The 20,250-nt window shown below is 53.0% G+C and carries 12 protein-coding genes; all 12 read left to right on the top strand.

The window, feature by feature from the left end; translation table 11 throughout:
* The first annotated feature begins 115 nt into the window (after nucleotides 1-115).
* Nucleotides 116-1,150 (top strand): phosphate ABC transporter substrate-binding protein PstS, encoded by a 1,035-nt coding sequence (gene pstS, locus BRW83_RS09380; RefSeq protein ID WP_036602612.1) that lies wholly within the window; start codon nucleotides 116-118, stop codon nucleotides 1,148-1,150.
* 181 nt (nucleotides 1,151-1,331) lie between these two features.
* A complete protein-coding gene (pstC, locus tag BRW83_RS09375; RefSeq protein ID WP_231284534.1) occupies nucleotides 1,332-2,294 on the top strand; it encodes a phosphate ABC transporter permease subunit PstC in 963 nt (320 codons plus the stop codon).
* A 1-nt stretch (nucleotide 2,295) separates the two neighbouring features.
* Complete coding sequence (gene pstA, locus BRW83_RS09370) at nucleotides 2,296-3,156, top strand: phosphate ABC transporter permease PstA (RefSeq protein WP_005879800.1); 861 nt, start codon at nucleotides 2,296-2,298, stop codon at nucleotides 3,154-3,156.
* Between the two features lie 97 nt (nucleotides 3,157-3,253).
* Nucleotides 3,254-4,057, top strand: a complete 804-nt coding sequence (pstB, locus tag BRW83_RS09365) for a phosphate ABC transporter ATP-binding protein PstB (RefSeq protein WP_036603539.1) — start codon at nucleotides 3,254-3,256, stop codon at nucleotides 4,055-4,057.
* A 10-nt stretch (nucleotides 4,058-4,067) separates the two neighbouring features.
* Entirely contained in the window at nucleotides 4,068-4,811 is a 744-nt protein-coding gene (gene phoU / locus BRW83_RS09360; protein WP_086131810.1) for a phosphate signaling complex protein PhoU, read from the top strand.
* 102 nt (nucleotides 4,812-4,913) lie between these two features.
* Nucleotides 4,914-5,615 (top strand): response regulator, encoded by a 702-nt coding sequence (locus BRW83_RS09355; protein WP_005879805.1) that lies wholly within the window; start codon nucleotides 4,914-4,916, stop codon nucleotides 5,613-5,615.
* Nucleotides 5,612-6,907, top strand: a complete 1,296-nt coding sequence (phoR, locus tag BRW83_RS09350) for a phosphate regulon sensor histidine kinase PhoR (RefSeq protein ID WP_005879806.1) — start codon at nucleotides 5,612-5,614, stop codon at nucleotides 6,905-6,907. Before BRW83_RS09355 ends, phoR begins: the two co-directional genes overlap by 4 nt.
* 204 nt (nucleotides 6,908-7,111) lie before the next feature.
* On the top strand, nucleotides 7,112-7,399 hold the full coding sequence (locus tag BRW83_RS09345; protein ID WP_005879808.1) for an autotransporter domain-containing protein: 288 nt from the start codon (nucleotides 7,112-7,114) through the stop codon (nucleotides 7,397-7,399).
* On the top strand, nucleotides 7,396-7,602 hold the full coding sequence (locus tag BRW83_RS09340; RefSeq protein WP_005879810.1) for a hypothetical protein: 207 nt from the start codon (nucleotides 7,396-7,398) through the stop codon (nucleotides 7,600-7,602). Before BRW83_RS09345 ends, BRW83_RS09340 begins: the two co-directional genes overlap by 4 nt.
* A gap of 537 nt (nucleotides 7,603-8,139) precedes the next feature.
* Entirely contained in the window at nucleotides 8,140-8,913 is a 774-nt protein-coding gene (locus BRW83_RS09335) for a hypothetical protein (protein ID WP_145814923.1), read from the top strand.
* Between the two features lie 34 nt (nucleotides 8,914-8,947).
* Nucleotides 8,948-11,311, top strand: a complete 2,364-nt coding sequence (locus BRW83_RS09330; RefSeq protein WP_081442181.1) for an autotransporter outer membrane beta-barrel domain-containing protein — start codon at nucleotides 8,948-8,950, stop codon at nucleotides 11,309-11,311.
* Between the two features lie 533 nt (nucleotides 11,312-11,844).
* Entirely contained in the window at nucleotides 11,845-20,250 is an 8,406-nt protein-coding gene (locus BRW83_RS09320) for a retention module-containing protein (protein WP_005879816.1), read from the top strand.

Here is a 20,250-nt window from a genome sequence, read left to right as displayed (position 1 = left end):
AGTTTTTCCCGTTTATGACAAGGATTTCAGAATTTCGTCATTTTTGTAACAAAGTTGTCATATTCGTTTTTTACAGTGTGCCTATCCCAATTTTTTTTACAAAGCGAGGATGTGTATGAAAGTCTCTTTTACGGGCAAGTTAATCATGGCAGCGGCATCGGCAATGGTCTCTGCGTCGGTTTGTGCAGCGGATATTACGGGGGCCGGAGCGACCTTCCCTTATCCGATTTACGCAAAATGGGCCGAATCCTATAAATCGGTTACCGGTTCGAAGCTGAATTATCAGGCGATCGGTTCCGGCGGTGGCATCAAGCAGATCAAGGCCAAAACCGTCGATTTCGGCGCTTCCGACATGCCGCTTAAAGCATCCGAATTGCAGGCGGCCGGTCTGGTCCAGTTTCCTGCGATTTTAGGTGGCGTTGTTCCTATCGTGAACCTGCCGGGTGTCAAGGCCGGTCAGTTGAAGATGTCGGGTGACGTTCTCGCCGACATTTATCTGGGCAAGATCACCAAATGGAACGATGGCAAGATCACGTCGATGAATCCGGGCATCTCCCTGCCGGGTTCTGCCATTACGGTCGTACACCGCGCTGACGGTTCCGGTACGTCTTTCCTCTGGACGGATTATCTCTCCAAAGTCAGTCCTGATTTCAAATCGAAAGTCGGTTCCGGTACGGCGGTCAAATGGCCGACCGGTGTGGGTGGCAAGGGTAACGAAGGCGTTGCCGCCAACGTTCAGCGTATCAAGGGTTCCATCGGTTACGTCGAATACGCTTATGCCAAGAAAAACAATATTGCCTATACCCAGTTGAAGGGTAAAAACGGCAAGTTCGTCACTCCGAACGACGCTTCGTTCAAACAGGCTGCTGCAAAAGCGCCCTGGAGCAAGACACCGGGTTATGGCGTGATTCTGACGAATCAGTCCGGCTGGCCGATCACGGGCGCATCGTTCATCCTGATGCAGAAAGTTCAGGCTGATCCTGCCAAGGGTGCGGAAGTGCTGAAGTTCTTTAACTGGTCGTTCAAAAACGGCGGCAAGATGGCAACTGAACTGGACTACGTCGCATTGCCTGCTCCAGTCGTGAAGATGATCGAAAAATCCTGGAAGACCGAGTTGAAGGGTGCAAACGGTCAGGCTGTCTGGAAATAAGTGAACAGGTAATTTGAAATTGATGTTGGTTTTACTGGTGCCTGCTTTTCCAAAAGAAAAGCAGGCTTTCAACCAAAAAGTTGATTGGAAAAATGAAAACAGGTGAATTCAGATGAGTGTACCGGTTTCAGTGCTGGATAAGGAAGCTTCCGCAAACAAGGCGGATAGCACAGAAAATCTGATGGCGTCCGTCACGGAACGGATGAAAGCGATCAGTCGCCGCCAGAAGTGGCAGGACGGCATTTTTCACGGGGTGACGTTTCTGTTTGCCCTGTTTGTGTTGATGGTGTTGGCAGGAATCCTCGTATCGCTGATTCACAGCTCGATCCCTGCCTTTAAGGAATTCGGTTTCGCCTTCATCACGACGGTGGAATGGGACCCGGTCAACGATGTGTACGGCGCGGCGATTGCGATTTTCGGCACGCTGGTGACATCGTTCATTGCCTTGCTGATCGCTGTACCGGTCAGTTTCGGTATTGCCCTGTTTTTAACGGAACTCTGTCCCGTCTGGCTGCGCCGTTCGATGGGCACGGCGATTGAACTGCTGGCAGGGATTCCAAGCATTATTTTCGGTATGTGGGGTCTCTTTGTTCTGGCGCCTCTTTTCGCCGATCATGTCCAGCCGTTGCTGGAATCGACCTTGGGACAAATTCCCGGGCTGGACCTGCTGTTTACCGGCCCGATGATGGGGATCGGTGTTTTGACCGCCGGCATCATTCTGGCGATCATGATCATCCCGTTCATCTCTTCGGTCATGCGCGACGTGTTCGAGACGGTGCCTGCGGTTCTGAAAGAATCGGCTTATGCGCTGGGCTGCACCCGCTGGGAAGTGATGAAACGGATCGTTCTGCATTACACCCGTAACGGCGTGGTCGGCGGGATCATGCTGGGGCTGGGTCGTGCACTTGGCGAGACGATGGCGGTCACGTTCGTGATCGGTAATGCCAACAAGATTTCCTCGTCGCTCTTCGCACCGGGCAACAGTATCGCCTCGACGCTGGCGAATGAATTCGCCGAAGCGAGTTCGGAGCTGCATATCTCGGCCCTGTTCGCGCTCGGCCTGATCCTGTTTGTGATTACCTTTATCGTGCTGGCGGCTTCCAAACTGATGCTGGCCCGGATGGCGAAGAAGGAGGGTTTGTAAGATGAGACGCAAAAGCACTGAAACGATTGTTGGACGTCGCAAATTCCGTCACGGGCTGGGCATGCTGATGTCCGTTTGTGCGATGGCTTTCGGGATCGCCTTTCTGGTCTGGATTTTATATACGCTGGTCGTCAATGGGGTAGGCGCACTGAACTGGGCACTCTTTTCCGAAACGACGCCTCCGCCCGGTGAAGATGGCGGCGGTCTGTGGAATGCGATTGTCGGGACGGTATTGATGGTGGCCGCCACGACGGCGATTACGACGCCGGTCGGTATCATGGCGGGGATGTATCTGGCGGAATACGGTGAAACGAGCTGGTTCGGCAAGGTGACCCGCTTTACCGTCGATATCATGCTCTCCGCCCCGTCGATTGTGATCGGCCTGTTCATTTACGCGATTTATGTCGCGAACGTGAAGCACTTTTCCGGCTGGGCAGGCAGTTTTGCCCTGTCGCTGATCGCCTTGCCGGTGGTGGTGAGAACGACGGACAACTTTTTGAATCTGGTTCCGCCAGCCTTGCGTGAAGCGGCTTTCGCTCTCGGTGCACCCAAGTGGAAAGTGGCGACAAGTATTCGTCTGAAAGCCGTCAAGGCAGGGGTACTGACCGGTGTGCTTCTTGCTGTGGCGCGCATTTCAGGCGAAACCGCTCCCTTGCTCTTCACGGCCCTGAATAACCAGTTTTTCTCGTCGAACATGAATGCGCCGATGGCAAACCTGCCGGTCGTGATTTACCAGTTTGCGATGAGCCCTTACGACAACTGGCGCGAGCTGGCATGGGGCGGGGCGTTTCTGATTACGCTGGGTGTGCTGGGACTGAATGTCCTCTCGCGTATCGTGTTTGCCAAAAAGGCTGAAAGTTGATCGCCGGATGGCGAATGAAGGAATGGATATGAATTGTGTAACTGGCAGAACAAATGAAAAAGGCGGCTCTGTGGAAAATGACATGGCGATTGCAATGATGGCTCGCCCGGAGGTGAACGACGCTTCGCAAACGAAAACGGAAGATGTGAAGAAAAGCATCGAGATAAAGAACCTGAATTTTTATTACGGCGATTTTCAGGGACTGAAGAATGTGGATCTGACGATTCACGAAAAGAAAGTGACGGCGTTTATCGGACCGTCCGGCTGCGGCAAATCGACGCTCTTGCGCACGATGAACCGGATGTACGACCTCTACCCGAAACAGCGGGCGGAAGGCGAGATCCTGTTCAAGGGAAAGAACATTCTCGATTCCGACGTGGACGTGAATATGCTGCGTGCCCGTGTCGGTATGGTTTTCCAGAAGCCGACGCCGTTTCCGATGACGATTTATGAAAATATCGCTTTTGGCGTTCGCCTGTACGAAGACCTCTCCCGTGTGGAAATGGACGAGCGGGTCGAATGGGCGTTGAACAAGGCAGCCTTGTGGGGTGAAGTGAAGGACAAATTGCACAAGAGCGGCCAGAGCCTGTCCGGCGGACAGCAGCAACGTTTGTGTATTGCCCGCTGCGTGGCAGTCAAGCCGGAAGTGCTGTTGCTGGACGAGCCGACTTCGGCGCTGGACCCGATCTCGACGGCGAAAGTGGAAGAGTTGATTGCCGAACTGAAGGATGAGTACACGATTGCGATCGTGACGCATAACATGCAACAGGGCGCACGCTGTTCCGACTATACCGCTTACATGTATCTTGGCGAACTCGTGGAATTCGGCGAAACGAACAAGATCTTCATGCGACCAGAGAAGAAGGAAACGCAGGACTACATTACCGGACGTTTCGGCTAGGGGAAAAACCATGAATTTTACGGATAACAAGGAACAGGACGGAAAACAGATGTCGGGCATGCATTCTTCGAAACAGTACGATCAGGATCTGGAATGGATTCGTTCCAAAGTGCTTTTGATGGGCGGTCTGGTGGAAGACCAGTTCAGGGACGCGATGATCGCGCTGGAAAAAGATGACGAAGTGCTGGCAGACCGGGTCATAAAAGGTGATGAAAAGGTCAACAGACAGGAAGTGGAACTGGATCACTCCCTGACGGAACTGATCGTCAGGCGGCAGCCCGCAGCCAACGATTTGCGCAATGTGACGGCGACGGGAAAGGTCATTACCGATCTGGAAAGAATTGGCGATGAAGCGACGAAAATCGCACGCTCGGCCAAAAATATCCGCTCGCGTGAACTGCTGCTGCCCCATCATTACCAGACGCTGGCAGGCATGTCGCAAACGGCGCGGCGGATGTTGCGTGAGGCGCTGGACGCCTATGCCCGCATGGACAGGGAACAGGCTATCGCCCTGATGGCGCTGGATGCCGTTATCGACAGGGAATTTCACGATATGATGCGTGATCTGATCGAGTATATGTCTGCGGAACCGGGCACGGTTGCGGCCGGTCTGGACATTCTCTGGGCTGCCAAGGCGATTGAGCGCATCGGGGATCATGCGACCAATATCGGGGAATACGTGATTTACGTCGTGGACGGCGAAGATATCCGTCATACCGATTATCGATTGCAGTTTCAGGGCACGATGATATAAGCTGGAGGGGTCTGGCGTTTCTTGTCTTTCCGGCAATTTTTGCAATAGCCGGTCAGGTGGAATCATCGACTGACAGAAATTTTAAAACGGGAAGCTTTTTCAATGGCAAGTGACGAGATTTCGATTCTGGTAGTGGAAGATGAACCGGCGATTGCGGAGTTGATCGCTTTTTCAGTCAAATCCGCGGGCTGGCGTCCGGTAACGGTTTTTTCCGGTAACGACGCCTGGACGGCCTTGCAGCGTTTTCGTCCGGATGTGGTTCTTCTGGACTGGATGTTGCCGGATCTGTCCGGTTTGCGCCTGTTGACCCGGATTCGCGAACATCGCGAGATGAAAGCCCTGCCTGTCATTATGCTGACCGCCAAAACACTTGAGGAAGACAAGGTGGCCGGTCTGGATCAGGGAGCGGACGACTATATCACGAAGCCGTTTTCTCCCAAGGAACTGGTCGCCCGCATCAATGCCCTGTTGCGCCGAAAGGTGCCGGACAGGGCGAAAAGCCTTTTGCGTGCGGGAAGTGTCACGCTCGACCCTGAAAGCTGTCAGGTCAATATTGACGGCAGTGACGTCGAGATGGGCAATTCCGAATTCAAGCTTTTGAAATTTCTGATGGCCAACCCGGACAGGGTCTTTTCCCGCAGCCAGTTGCTCGACAAGGTATGGAGCAACCAGCTGGATATCGAGGAAAGAACGGTTGACGTGCATGTCCTGCGGTTGAGAAAAGCGTTAAAGGGACAGGAAAATCTGGTCAGGACAGTGCGCGGGATGGGCTATATGCTCTCGGAAAAGGACAAAAGTGAATGAATCCCCACGTGTTGTTCTGGATTCCGGCAGCCTTGCGGCTGGCGTTTATCTGGATCGGTTCTGCGGTACTGTGGTATTTCTTCGGGCCGATTATCGGCCTTCTGGCAGGGCTGGTGTTCACGACGGCGATTACCGTCTCCCAGCTTTATTATTTATCTGAACTCGATATATGGCTCGATTCACCGAGAAGCGAGCGTTTGCCGAACGGCTGGGGCGCCTGGCATGCCGTCTATGCGCACCTGTATCGTCTGAACCGGAACGAGGAACGCGGCAAAAAGGATTTGACCGAATGGCTGACGCGGTTTCGGGAAGCGATGAGCTTTTTGCCGGACGGTGTGGCGATTATGGACAACGTCCAGTTCCTGGAATGGTGCAACCCGATGGCGGAAAAGCATCTGGGCCTGAATCTGGAACGGGATCAGGATATGCGCATTACCAATCTCGTCAGGAATCCCGAGTTCATCGATTACATCATTCTGGGACGCTACGACAAGCCGCTTGAAATGACCTTCAATGACCGGCGTCTGGTCTTGCAGATCATCCCGTTTGAGAACCGCCGCCAGATTCTGGTCACGCATGACAAGACCGAGTCGGTCAGGATCGAAAAAATCCGTCGTGATTTCATTGCCAATGCGTCTCATGAATTGCGCACGCCCCTGACGGTGATCAACGGTTTTCTCGAAGTTGCCCTTTCCCAGCCTGATATGGACAGGGAAACGCGCCTGTCTCATCTGCAGATGATGAAGGAGCAGGGCGAACGGATGCAGTCTCTGGTGGAAAACATGCTGGTGCTCACCAATCTTGAATCGACCGATTATCCTTTGAAGCGCGAGGAATTCGACGTCCATTTGCTGATCCGCCAGATTGTCCAGGCAGGACAGGCCATTTCGAACGGGCAGCATACTATTTCGCTGGAGCTGGACGGCCCGCAAACGCTTTACGGCAGTATGGACGAAATCCGAACCGCTTTTACCAATCTGGTGACGAATGCCATCCGTTATACGCCTGAGGGCGGCAGCATCACGGTCAAATGGGCCGTGACGGAGGAAGGTCCCCGTTTTTCAGTCAGGGATACCGGTATCGGAATTGAACCCCAACATATTCCCCGCCTGACGCAGCGTTTCTATCTGGTCGACAAAAGCCGTTCCCGAAAAGAGAGGGGAACCGGCCTTGGTCTTGCCATTGTGCGTCATGCGCTTTTGCGCCACGACGCACAACTGGATATCGAATCGGAACCGGGCAAAGGCAGTGAATTTTCGGCGCAGTTCACCAACCGGATTCTTCTCCCGTAATCATTTTTCTTGCAAGTTTGACAAAAACCGGCTTTATGCCGGTTTTTCTTGTCGGAAATCCAGCGTTGAGATATTTTTATCTCATCATCAGGAACCCTTTTTCAGGAGCGATACTCTGAGTCTGGTTTTACTGATTTTTTCATTTCACGATACGATAATCCAGTGATTTGCATTCATGAAAATATAATTGATAACTTATTGTTTATGAACAACTACAGCACCAGTGATATGGGGGCAGACGCGTCATTTGATTCGAGCGTCTGGTATGACGGTACACATGGCGGTGTCGGATACATGATTGCGGTTCGGGACAAGGGCAATGTCGATGTGTATGGCAAGGTCTTGTGGACCCAGATAAACAGTGACAATGTCACGACTGGTGCCGGTGAGAAAGTCCATTTCGACAGTGCCGATTCATTGCGCTCCCGCCTTGGTGTCCGCTACAACCATCAGCTTGATGAAAAAGTGAAAGGCTTTGTCGGTGTGACTTGAATCATGAATTCAGGGGATCGCTGGCTTCAACTTTAAATGGTGTGGCAATGGGTGAACCCAATATGAAAGGTTCGACTGGCCTGCTTGAACTGGGCGTTTCCTGGCAGGCACAGAAAGCCTGGACGTTCGATGCCAATTTAAGAGGTATGGCAGGAAAACATGAAAGGGTGACTGGCATGGTCACGGAAAAATATGCCTTTTAAGGGAGTGTCGCGTTTTTCATTCCTTTTGGCTGAAACATGACTGGAACGAACGGAAATAAAATTCCGTTCGTTTTTTTTATCGATTGCCCGACAGCTCCTTTTTCCTGAAAAAACGAGCCGTTTTTAATTCTTCCACTTTTTTTAGCGATTGTTCCTGTCTGGAAAACATGAAACGGACGTATCGCTTGCTGCCTGCAGAGCCTGTCTTGTCATTTGATGGAATGTATCCATGTTGTATTTTCGCAACGTAATGTATCGGTTTCAATAAGCCAAAAACGGTTTATTGAGGAGCCATAAAACGTTTTTTTCTAATGAAAACAACATAAAAAGGATTTTCAGGTGAGAAGTAATCAAGAAGAGGTTTGTCGATATGTTTACTAACTAAAGGGATGAAATATGTCACAACAACTTAAGAAAAAAAGGATCGGAAGATCGGATTCAATGAACAAAGTATCTCGAAAAACTGCACTTTCAACAGTTTTTCCGGATAGCTTTGAAAAACCGATATTGTGGACGACGGCTCAAAAAAGAACTTTCATGCGGGCTGTTCCCGCATTTGTTTTATCCGGGCTCGTCGCTTTTTCCCTGTCTTCCCCGTTGACGGCAGCTGCCGCCATTTTAGTGACAGGAGGCGGCGGAGGTGCGGGGGGAGTGAATGATTCTTCTATCCCCGTTAATTCCGGAGGAAGCGGTGGTAAAAACCTGGGGGCAGGCGGTGATGCGCAAACGAGTGCAGGCGGTGGTGGTGGAGGAGCTTTCATCGGGGATCCGTCTTCCGGTTTGAATGCGCCGACTGTTGGAGGAACGTCTACCGACGCGTCCGGAGGCTCGGGGGGGACGTCCGGTTTTACGTATGGAACCGGTACGGACGGTCAGAAAGGGAAAGATAGCGGTCGCGGAGACAACCCGGCGGACGTAGGCGGAAAAGGTGGCGATGGCGGCAGTGCCATCTGGGATCAAAGTAATGCCTTGATGGCGAATTCCGACATCCAGCTCGCTGGCGGGGAAGGTGGTCACGGTGGCGATGGCTTGTCGACACAGGGAACGGGGGGCGCAGGTGGCGATGGGGGTTCAGCGACATTTTCCCGCGGAGACAGTGTAGGGATTGACGGTCTGGTCATGACCGGAGGCAACGGACATCTGGGGGGAAATGGAAAAGGAAATAACGCTATCGGAGGTGTCGCCGGAAATGGCGGTGACGTAACGGCGACGATCGCCAAGGATTTGTCGGTCTGGCAGGACACGGTTTTACAGGGCGGGAAAGGTCAGACAGGGGGACGGCATTGGCGGTACAGGGGGCAATGGCGGTAACGGAGGCCAGGCGAGTTTGACGGTCGAGCGTGATATGTACACTAGAAAACTGAGTGTGTCGGCTGGAGACGGGGGTGGCAGCGGATATGAAAACGGAACGGGATCAGGCGGTAGCGGCGGTAAAGGGGGAGATGCGAATCTGACGGTAACCGGAGATCTGAAAGTTGATACGGATATTCAGCTGGCAGCAGGTGCAGGCAGTACGAGCGTCCGGAACAATCCCGCCGATCCTGCCGACATCAGGGGCGTGGCGCAAGGTGGAAATGCCGGAAGTGTCAATATGTCCGCCAATAGCGTGACATCCGATACCTTGTCCCTGACATCGGGCACCGGTGGAACCGGCAGTGGCAAAGATGTCGGTTCTGTTACCGAAGGAGGTAAAGGCGGGAATGCCGGGAATGTCAAACTCGATGTGACGCAAAATGTAACGGTTCGTGCTTTCAGTGTAACAGGCAGTCAGGGAGGTGCCGGTGGTGACGGCGATCTGGTCGGCGGTACGCATGGAGGCAACGGAGGCGCTGCCGGTTCTTTCGATATGCAGGTGGGTGAGAGTCTGTCTGCCGATAACGTACAGATCAATGCCGGGAACGGTGCCAAAGGCGGGGACAATCTGGGAGGAAAAGGGGGTAACGGAAGTGAAGGTACTCTGACGGTAGGAAAAAATCTTACCGGCAAGACGTTCCAGATGGTAGCCGGCAACGGTGGAACGGGCGGCGCAAGCAGTGGTGTGGTGACTTTTTCGGAACAGTCTGCCATTTCACCTTTCATCGCCGGCCTGGATGGGACGGGTGGCGATGGCGGCAGTTTTGCCCTGACTGTCGGGCAGACCCTGCAAATGGATTCGCTGGTTTTGACAAGCGGTATCAACGGGGCGGCCGGAACAGGAAATGTTTCAGCAGGTGCCGGGGGATCGGGAGGCGCAGTGTCATTGTCGGCGGATACGCTGAAAACGCAAAATGCCACCCTGACCAAAAACGATGGCGCTTTGACGGCCACATTCAATAATCTGGATATGTCCACTAACGACACGACACTGACCCTGAACGATACCCTGGCTTATAACGGTCAGACAGGGGTGGCACTGGGCAATCTGATTTTCGGTGAAAACCGTTCCCTGACGATCGCCGGTAATGGCGCGTTTGCAGCGAACGCTTTGACCGTAACAGGCAAAAATGCCAGTTATTCCGGCCCTGCGCTGGATATGTCCGGCAAAAACCTGACTTTCCAGTTGTCGTCTGCGGTAGGGAAAAACGATGTGATGCTCAATACGTCTTCACCGATTGTGATGAACAATGCAACGGTTGACGTGTCGGCGAAAAGTACTGTTCCTCTCCTGTCTGAAGGCGACAAAATCATTTTGATCGACAGCACACAGGGGACGATGGCAGATAACCGCAAAATGGTGACGCTGTTTCAGGAAGGCGCTGTCGCTTACGATATGATGCTTGAAAACTTCCGTGACCAGTTGATTGCGACCCGTGGAGCGAGAATCGTGCTGGGCAAGGCGTATAGCGAAGGCAAGCTGGCCGGACTGGCGTCGATTGTCTCGGCTGGCGACCTTGTCAGCAATCTGGGCAACAAACTGGCCTCGTCGAAAAAAAACGGGCCTGATGTGTTTTTCAGTGTTCAGGGAACGAGTGAAAAAATCAAGACAGGCAGCCATATCAAGTCGAATGGTTTTGAGTTGATCGGCGGCGTCGGGATGAATAATGAGACATCTTACGGTCATTTGCATACGGCCGTTTTTTTGGAAGGGGGCTGGGGCAATTACAATACCAACAACAGTTTCTCGTTTGTCAATGTGAAAGGGGACGGCGATACTCACTATTTCGGTGCCGGTGTGCTGGCGCGTCATGATTTTAAAAACCGCTTTTATGCCGAAGGATCGTTAAGGGCCGGCAAGGTCAAGAGTAAATACAGCAGCGGCGATATGGGTGCGGGTGCTTCGTTCGATTCCGATTCCTGGTACTACGGAGCACATGGGGGAATCGGTTATCTGATCCCTGTTCAGGACAAGAGCGATGTTGATGTCTATGCGAAGGTATTGTGGACGCATCAGAACAGTGACAGTCTGACGAGCAAGGCAGGCGAGGATATCCGTTTCGACAGCGCGAATTCATTCCGCACACGTCTTGGAGCACGTTTTACCCATCGACTCGACGATGGATTCAAGGGATATGCCGGTCTGGCATGGGATCATGAATTCAAGGGATCCCAGGGAGCGCTTGTCGATGGCGATGTGATGGATAAACCCGAAATGAAAGGTTCAACGGGTGTACTTGAACTGGGATTGACCTGGAATGTGAAAAAAGCCTGGACTTTCGACGCCAATATCCAGGGTATGCTGGGACAACGGGAAGGGGTGGCTGGCATGGTGACGGCCAAATATACATTCTGAGAAGGCGTTTGACGTCAAGCGCTCCTGTTTTACGGCATTGAAAGCCACTGTATCCGATTTGGTCGGGCAGTGGCTTTTTATTCTGGAAAAGGGAAATTCCGTATCAGGGCGGATGAAGTCGCACATCATGAAACCGTTTTCAGGCGATGACGGGCTACCCGTCAATGACCGGTTTTCCATTGTGTCCGGATAGAAACCTCCTGAAGGACAAAAATCATGTGGAACCGGTGAATTTCAGGCACGACTTTCCCGTCTTTTTATTTTTTGGTAATTTTTTCCGTTTTTTGAAAAAGACCTGGCAATGTTCAGGTCTTTTTCAATTTGACTATTTGACAACATATTTTTTGATGTTTATGCCAATATTGTTGCCTTTTTGACAAAGTTAGTACTATTGGACAATAAAATGATGAAACAAAATTAATTAATATATCGACAATATTTTTCAGTATGTTTGGAAATTCTCAAATCGTTTGCATATAAATTTGGATATTGCCAGGCGTACTTCCTGATTCAAAAATATAAGAGGCAAGAGCATGGCAATCGGATTCGTAAGGGCGCTTAGCGGCACAACGACGGCAAAAAATGAAAAAGGCGAAGTGCGTGTCTTGCGAATCGGCGATCCGGTACAAGCCAATGAAGTCATACAGGCGGGTGCCGGGAGTACGGTTCATATCGTATTCAATAACGGCAATTTCGCCACTGTCGGAAGTGGCGACAGCCTGGCACTGGACCCGGCGGTCATTGACCCGACAGCTGAAGTCATGCAAGCCGATTCACAAAGTGTCGCAAACATTCAGGCGATGATCGAAGCCGGTGTCGATCCGACAGAAATTGCCGAGGCAACCGCTGCCGGTGCAGACGGTAATACGGCTGGCGATCCGAATCATTCAGGTTCGCATTCCTTCGTTGTGGTGAATCAGGATGCGGCACGGGGCAATCTGACCCCGGGCTTCGAGACGACGACTTTTTCCAATCCGTTTCCACGGGAATACGTCTATGACGGTATTCTGGACACAGCGCCGGAAATCGATGAAGACGCGAGTGATTTGTCCTTATCGGTCAGGGAAGCCGGTGTCAAGGGGGATGATTCAGCGATCCCGGGTGCGAATCCCAATGTATCGTATGCAGGTATTCCGACTGCACAGGGGCATATTGCCGGTTCCGATATCAATGGCGACAGTCTCACTTATACCGTCAAACCGGCCGGCGCAGGTGGCGCAGGCAGTGCCACGGCTGAAGGCCAGTATGGCTCGCTGACGATTGATGCGAATGGCGATTACGTTTACAGGCTCGATAACGACAACCGTGCCAACAGCCTGTCCCAGGGCGAAACGGTAACTGAAAAATTTGTCGTGACGGTCGATGACGGCAGGGGCATGACGGCACAGCAGGTCATTACGGTGACTGTGACCGGAACGAACGATATGCCTGATCTGTCGATTGGCTGGGACAATGGCAACGGTATTGCTGAAGATACCAATCCCTCGATTACAGGTCATTTCACTGTGACCGATCTGGACAGGGATGGCGGCAACCAGACGCTGACGATTACCGGCAAGGATGGAACGACCTTTATCATCGATCCGATCGATGGCCATCTGGGTGACAATGCGGGTGAAGCGACGTTCACGACGGAATACGGAACGCTGACCCTGAATCCGAACGGAAGCTATACCTATGAACTGAACAACGGCAGTCAGACGGTACAGGGCATGTCCGAAGGGGACGAACATACTGAAACCTTCGATATCACGACGACCGATGAACACGGCTCTACCCATACGCAAACCATTACCGTGGTCGTGACAGGGACGAATGACGTGCCGGTTATCACGGTACCGGGAAGCGATACGCTGAACCTGAAAGAATCGGGTGTGGGCGACGTGACACAAACCGGAATCAACGACGGTGTGGCAGAAGGGCCCAATCAGGCACAGATCAAGGGGACGCAGAGCGCGGAAGGTTCTTTCACCGTCAGGGATGTCGATATCGGTGATCAACTGACAGCGACGATCACGGATGGGGCAGGGCAGCCGATTTCCGGGGTAACGGTTGTCGATGGTGTCATGACACTGGTAACGGATGTCGGGACGCTGACGGTGACACCGCAAACCAGTGCGGATGGTACGATCACCTATACCTATCATTTCGATCTGAATGATGCAGCCGTTAACGGTCTTTCCCAGTATGACGACAGCCGTCCTGTCGCGTTCGATCCGGCTCATCCCGAATCGGGTGGCAATTACCTTGACCTGAATTTCGGCATTCAGGTGAATGACGGCCATAACGGTACGGCGACACAGCCGGTCAACATCCACATTGAAGGCACAAACGACGGCCCGCAGATCACTGGCGATAAAGTTCACCTGCGCGAGGAAGGTGTTCACGACGGCAATACCGGCACAACGGACGACAAGGGACACGACGGTTCCGTGTCAGACCCTCATCACCGCGTCAGTGTGAGTGGCAAAATCGACGTGACGGATGTGGATTTCGACGGAAAACTGTACCAGAAACTCGAAGTGGAACTGGGCAGGGACAGCGCAGCCGGTGATTCGAGCGTGACGTCCGGCCTTTACACGGGCGATGGCATTCCGGTGACGGGCAATGGTGTTCAAATCACGGAAACGGTTGAGATCGTCAATGAAGGCCGTGATCCGGTTAATGCCGACCTGTACGTGATCGAAACGAATGTCGGTACGTTGACCCTGAATACGTCAACGGGTGACTATACATTTGTGCTGGATGGCGACAAGGCAAATCATCTGGCACAGGGCGAGAAGTTCGATTTTTCGTTTACGGTTACCGTGACCGATGCGCATGGTGCGCAGGCGCACCAGACAATCGACATGACGATTGAAGGTGCCAATGACCGCCCGACCCTGACAATCGATCCGGCCGGGAAGGCTCTGGAAGTGACTGAAAGGGGCGCTGATTCGGGCAAGGATTACACAAACGTCGCGGAAGGTTCGGCAGAAGGCGCCGATGCGGATCATGGTGCGACACTGAAGTACAGCTTCGGAAGCGATGCAGAAGGCCATCCGGTCACCTCGATTTCCAACGCGTACGGTACGATGCACATCGATCCGAATTCAGGCAGGTACTGGTATGAATTGAATAACAGTTCTCCTGACACCCAGAAACTGGTTGAAGGGCAGAAGGTCGATCCGACAAATGGTAACGGTTATACCATCCGGGTAATCGACGAACACGGCGCTTTTTCCGAAGAGCATGTGACGGTGAACATTACCGGTTCCAATGACGCGCCTGTATTTGGTTCCGGCAACTCGGTCGCGGTGACGGAAAGTGGCGTCGCCAACGGAGGCAATGTTGTCACGGACGGAAAGGGCAATGCTTCCAATACCATCGGTTTTTCTGACGTGGATTCTCCGCAGGATAAACTGGTCTGTACCATGACCAATCCGGGAGCCAGCGAGATCGATGCCAATGGCATGCAGACACTGGTGACCAGGTATGGCACGTTTACGCTCGACACCAAAACGGGCGAATACACCTTCACGCTGAACAACGATGCTCCGGAAGTACAGCAGCTCAATGCAGGTGAACAGCTGAATGGTACCAATACGCCCGAGTTGCGCCTGAACCTCAAGGTGACGGACGAACACGGCGCTTCGAATACAACCTGGGTTCAGGCAAAGATCAACGGGACAAACGATGTCCCGCATCTGACGCTGAACCAGCCCTCACTGGACGTGACTGAAGACAATGCCCTGACCGCTTCCGGCACAGTCAGCGTAACCGATCCGGATGCCGGTGGCGCAAAGGGTGAAAGTTTCACGTTCGGCATGACGGAGCAGACGTCTGTCGAAGGCAAGACGCCGGCCATGTCGTCCAGTATGGAAGGCACTTATGGCACGCTCTCGATCGATCCGGCAACCGGAAAATATGTCTTTACGTTAAATAACGACAGTCAGGCCGTTCAGGAACTGCACAGCGGTGAAACGCGTACGGAAACCTTCCATGTGGTGGTGAAGGATTCACAGGGGGCGTTCGATATCAGGGATGTTTCGGTGACCATTCACGGGAAGGACGATGCCATCAGGGTCGATTCACCTGATGCACAGGTTATCCAGATCACGGAAGCGGGCGTCAATTTCAATACCAATGAAGAGAATCAGGCGACACAATCGGCAGAAGGAAACTTCAAGGTCACCCCGGTCGATGGGGATAGCGCCGGTCATCTGGTTTACGGCTTCAAGGATGCTGACGGCAATTTCCATGAAGGCTCGCTTGAAACGGCTTATGGAACCCTGACCATCGATGCGAATGGACACTATTCTTTCACGCTGGCCTCGGAAGGGGAAGCCGGTGCGCGGGTCGATGCCCTGAATGCAGGTGAACTGTTCAAGCTCACAGGTATTGAACTGGCAGTCCGTGACGACCGGCACCCTGATGATATGGTCACGGGCCAGAAACTGGATATTTACATCCACGGTACCAATGACCGGCCATATTTCACGACGGATCTGACCAGCGGGGCGACGAGTTCGGAAGCGCTGGAAGAAAACGGTAACAAGGTCATTCATGGACAGCTGAAAGCGGACGATCCGGATGCACAGCACAATCCGGGCGATCTCGTTTTTTCCATCGAAAGCAACGGCAGGCTGGTTCAGGTTCTGGAAGGCAAGTACGGGGTGCTGGAACTGGGCAAGGATGGCAGTTACAAATATACCGTTATCCATCCGGAACTGCTCGAATCCCTGAATCCGGGACAGAATCTTACCCAATCGGTGCTTGAGCAGGAAGTATTCAACATCCGCGTGACCGATCCGCAAAATGCCTATACCTCGGGCGAGCTCGTGATCGACATGACCGGTTCTGCAGACAATCCGGTCATTACGGTCAATGGCAATACGATTATTTTTGAAGATGCCGGTGCAGACATCAACCATGCAGCGACGAACCCGTCCATCGATGGCAAACTTGCGCTCGACAATGTCGTCGATGCCGAGGACAAGGGAAGCGTTACCTGGAGCAATCAGGGGCAGACCGGTTTTGCAGAGGGCGCAGAAGGCCAGCCGCTCGGTGCGCTGACGGTCAATCCGGATGGCAGCTATACCTATACTCTCTCTGAAAACGGGTCGAAACTGGTTCAGTCGATGAATGAAGGCGACGTCCGCTACGAAACGTTCAGGGTTCAGGCGACGATCGGGGGTGGCAAGACAATCGAGAAAGAAATCACGATCGAGATCAAGGGCACCAACGACAGCCCGGTTCTCGATATGAAGGAAGACGCCTCTTTCACCGGGAAAGTCCGGCAGGACGTTTTCGAGGATGACGATACGTCAGACATGGATAATCCGGGTGTCATCTTTACCGGAGCCCTGAATGGCGGCCTCATGTCCGACGTGGATAACGCGGCGGGACTCAAGTACATGCTGGTGGGGAAAGACGGCAAGCCGGTCACTGAACTCAAGACCGAATTCGGCACGATTGTCCTGATGTATGAACAGAATGCCGACGGCACTGTCACGACACACTATAAATATACGCTGGACAATGAGAGCGCGGATCTTGACGCGGCCCTGAAAGCGGCACAGGAAGCGGGCAAACTGTTGAACGACAGCGCCAAGGTGGTGGCGGTTGACACGCACGGTGCCGTTTCCGAAGGTCGGGACATTACCATTACGATTGAACCTCCTGACCCGGATCAGGGCGGTACGGAACCCGGAAAAGGCCTTGCTTTCGATGACAGCAACAGTAATCTGACCGGTTCAGTGTCCGAAGACGGCAGGGACATACCGGGTACGACTCATGTGGAAAGCACGGTTTTCGAAGGACAGCTTCACACGAAATGGGGCGACGGAACTACGGGAGATTCGCCGGATCGCGTATTCGGCATTCAGGGTTCTGACGGCAAACAAGTCCAGAGCAGTGCCGCAGACGGCAATCTCGTCAGCGTGGAAGGCAAGTTCGGATATCTGGTCATCGATCCGGTGACGGGCAAATATACCTATACCCTGTATAACGGCGAAGATGGCAAGCCCGGTCGGGTCCAGAGCATGGCAGACGGCGAAACGGTCACGGAAGATTTCACGCTCATGTTGAACGGTCAGGTCGTGAAAAATACCGACGGCAGCGACGCGAAAATCGAGATCACCATTCATGGCACGAACGATGCGCCGGTCATCACCGGCGCGATGGACTCGGCCATCAATGAAACAGGCCACGACGGTCTTTCCGGTTCCATGACGGCAACCGGAACGGTGACGGCGACGGACATCGACCATGCACTGGATTCAACAGGAAAACCGACCGGCGGAACTGAAACCGTCACGTTTTACTTTGTTGACGGGAATGGCAATCATGTGACGTCCATGGAAACGCAGTACGGAACTGTCGAAATCGATGCGAACGGCAAGTACACCTACCACCTGAATACTGACAAGCTGCCTCCGGAATTGCTCTATACCGATGCACAGGGCAATAAGGTCTGGCATTTGCCTGCGGGAAAGAACCTTTCCGAAATTTTCAAGGTTGTTGCTTTCGACGGGAAGGACTATAGCGAACCGCAAGACGTAACCGTCAACATCAACGGCACCAATTACGGTCCGGAAGTGATCGCTTCCGATGTCACGCTGGGTGTGACGGAAGATGCAAAAGTGACCGATAGTGGTTCGCTGGGTAGCCTGTTCACAGACGATCAGGGTATTTCCAATCTTACGTTCACCGTTGACGGAAAAACGGTTGCACAGGGAACATACGGAACCTTGCAGCTGGTGGATGGCAAGTACGTTTATACGCTGAATAATGCCGACGCTGCAGTACAGGGGCTCGATAGTAAAAACGGCGGCAAGGATACGTTTGTCATTACGGCAAAAGACGAGTACGGCGTGACCCGGAACGTCACGATAACGGTAAATGTATCCGGTACGGACGATGCACCGACTCTGATGGTCGGCAACGTGATTACGGTACGCGAGGGCGACACGACCACGTTTGAGGGTGTCGCGAAAGGCTTTGACAGCGATACCGTCGATCAGGGGCATTTGTCTTACAGTTTCGGAACGGATGCAGACGGGCAGCCAAGACTGTCGGTCACGAATGACTACGGAACGTTTACGATCGATCCGGCTACCGGAAAATATACGTTCACGCTGGACAACAATTCCGATACCGTCAGAGCGATGGCACCCGGTGAATTGTACGAAATCACCCAGAGAATCACGGTGACGGACACCCAGGGTCACAGTACCAGCCAGGATCTGACTATCGACATCACCGGAGTCGCTACGGCTCCAACTGATCCTGTCACCAGTCCCGACAATGCGGATGCACCTCTTGTCGAAGATGCGGCGGGTGCGGGAGCCGGATTTACCGGCTCGGCCAGTGCCAGTACCGTGGATGCGGGAGCCGGTGCGCCGACATACGCTTTCCTGACGGATGACGGCAGGCTGGTCACCGACATGCAGGGAACGTACGGCAAGATCAGCATTGATCCGCTGACAGGAAAATATACCTACACGCTGGACAGTTCGCTGGATGCCACCCAGTCTCTCGGCAACGGGGAACGGGTTACCGACCATTTCAATGTCGTCGCCGTGAACGGTGCGGGCATGCCTTCCGATCCGGCAGATGTGACTGTACATGTTGAGGGGACCAATGATGGACCGGATATCCTCTCCTCTTCGTCAAATGTAGATGACAATACGGGGAATTTTTCCTTTGTCGATGTCGATGCGAAGGATACGCACACGCTTTCCATCATTGTCGAGGGTGTACCGCATGCCGTGACGCTCAATGAGCAGGGAACGGGGGGAAGTGTCGACATCGATGGATTGGGAAGCTTCACCCTGACCGGTACAATCAATGCAAACGGTCAGTATGACTGGTCGTACCGTTTTGAAGCATCGGACGAGGCAAAAGGAGAAGTTGCGTCGGGCACAACCCAAAACGTGAATGTCCAGATTCAGGTCAGCGACGGTCTTGAATCCGCAATGTCGGGCGATCTGACGGTCGGCATCGAAGGAAGCAATACGCTGCCTGCCGAACCACTTTCTGCAAGTCTTTCATTATCCGATCTGGATGTGAGCCCGATGGTGTCGGGAACACTGCCTGCTGCCGATTCTGAAGGCGATATGCTGTCTTACCGGTTTGAACATGCCAGTGAGTCTGGTGAGATCGTTGGCAAATACGGCAGCCTGCATTTCGATGAAGCCACGCATGCTTACCAGTACACGCTGGATATGTCTGAAGCGAGCCTCCACGACATGGCGCTTGCCCGGTCGAACGGGGAAACGCTGAAAGAAGCTTTCGATTACAAGCTGGCAGATCAGTGGCATCCCGATGGCGTCAATGCCACATTCGAAATCAGCCTGAACGATTTGCATACACAGTTAGGCGGCACGGAAAACGATGTGCTGGGTCAGGCTGACGCCACGCATAGCCAGGTTCTTTTCGGTGAAGGTGGCCATGACGAGCTGCATGGCGGCCAGGGTAACGATTACCTCTTTGGCGGTGACGGAAACGATATCCTTGTCGGAGGAGGGGGTAACGACATTCTGGTAGGCGGTTCCGGAAGCGATACGTTCAAATGGCATATCAGTGATCTGGGCGATAGTGGTTCGGCAGGCGATCGTATTCTGGATTTCCATGTCGGCAACCTGAATCCGGCAAACGGCGATATCGATCCGGATGGCGACATTCTGGATATCTCGGATATCCTCTCAGGTCATGTTGGCGATCAGGATCTGATTGTTGGCGGCTTCCTGAATCTGGAAGTATTGAAACACGATGACGAGATGGGAACAGCGACGGTCAAGCTGACGATCGATCCTGATGGCTCTGCCGGCGATGTTTACGGAAGCGTCGATCTGGCGACCATCGACATGTCCGGCATTCATGCATTGGGTGGTGCACATGATCAGATCGAGAATCTGATGCAGCAATTGATAGACAACTCTTCGATCAGGTTCTGA

It is taken from the genome of Oxalobacter formigenes (genome assembly GCF_002127965.1).
GTDB classification, from domain to species: Bacteria; Pseudomonadota; Gammaproteobacteria; order Burkholderiales; family Burkholderiaceae_D; genus Oxalobacter; species Oxalobacter formigenes.
The sequence above is the reverse complement of the archived record's forward strand: the minus strand, read 5'-3'. Positions and strand labels throughout refer to the sequence as shown.

What these genes read in the sequence shown, in the direction of transcription:
- phoR (WP_005879806.1), top strand. Translation starts at nt 5,612, where the DNA reads ATGAATCCCCACGTGTTGTTCTGGATTCCGGCAGCCTTGCGGCTGGCG.
- BRW83_RS09335 (WP_145814923.1), top strand. Translation starts at nt 8,140, where the DNA reads ATGCGGGCTGTTCCCGCATTTGTTTTATCCGGGCTCGTCGCTTTTTCC.
- pstS (WP_036602612.1), top strand. Translation starts at nt 116, where the DNA reads ATGAAAGTCTCTTTTACGGGCAAGTTAATCATGGCAGCGGCATCGGCA.
- BRW83_RS09330 (WP_081442181.1), top strand. Translation starts at nt 8,948, where the DNA reads ATGTACACTAGAAAACTGAGTGTGTCGGCTGGAGACGGGGGTGGCAGC.
- BRW83_RS09355 (WP_005879805.1), top strand. Translation starts at nt 4,914, where the DNA reads ATGGCAAGTGACGAGATTTCGATTCTGGTAGTGGAAGATGAACCGGCG.
- phoU (WP_086131810.1), top strand. Translation starts at nt 4,068, where the DNA reads ATGAATTTTACGGATAACAAGGAACAGGACGGAAAACAGATGTCGGGC.
- BRW83_RS09320 (WP_005879816.1), top strand. Translation starts at nt 11,845, where the DNA reads ATGGCAATCGGATTCGTAAGGGCGCTTAGCGGCACAACGACGGCAAAA.
- BRW83_RS09345 (WP_005879808.1), top strand. Translation starts at nt 7,112, where the DNA reads ATGAACAACTACAGCACCAGTGATATGGGGGCAGACGCGTCATTTGAT.
- pstC (WP_231284534.1), top strand. Translation starts at nt 1,332, where the DNA reads ATGGCGTCCGTCACGGAACGGATGAAAGCGATCAGTCGCCGCCAGAAG.
- pstB (WP_036603539.1), top strand. Translation starts at nt 3,254, where the DNA reads ATGGCTCGCCCGGAGGTGAACGACGCTTCGCAAACGAAAACGGAAGAT.
- pstA (WP_005879800.1), top strand. Translation starts at nt 2,296, where the DNA reads ATGAGACGCAAAAGCACTGAAACGATTGTTGGACGTCGCAAATTCCGT.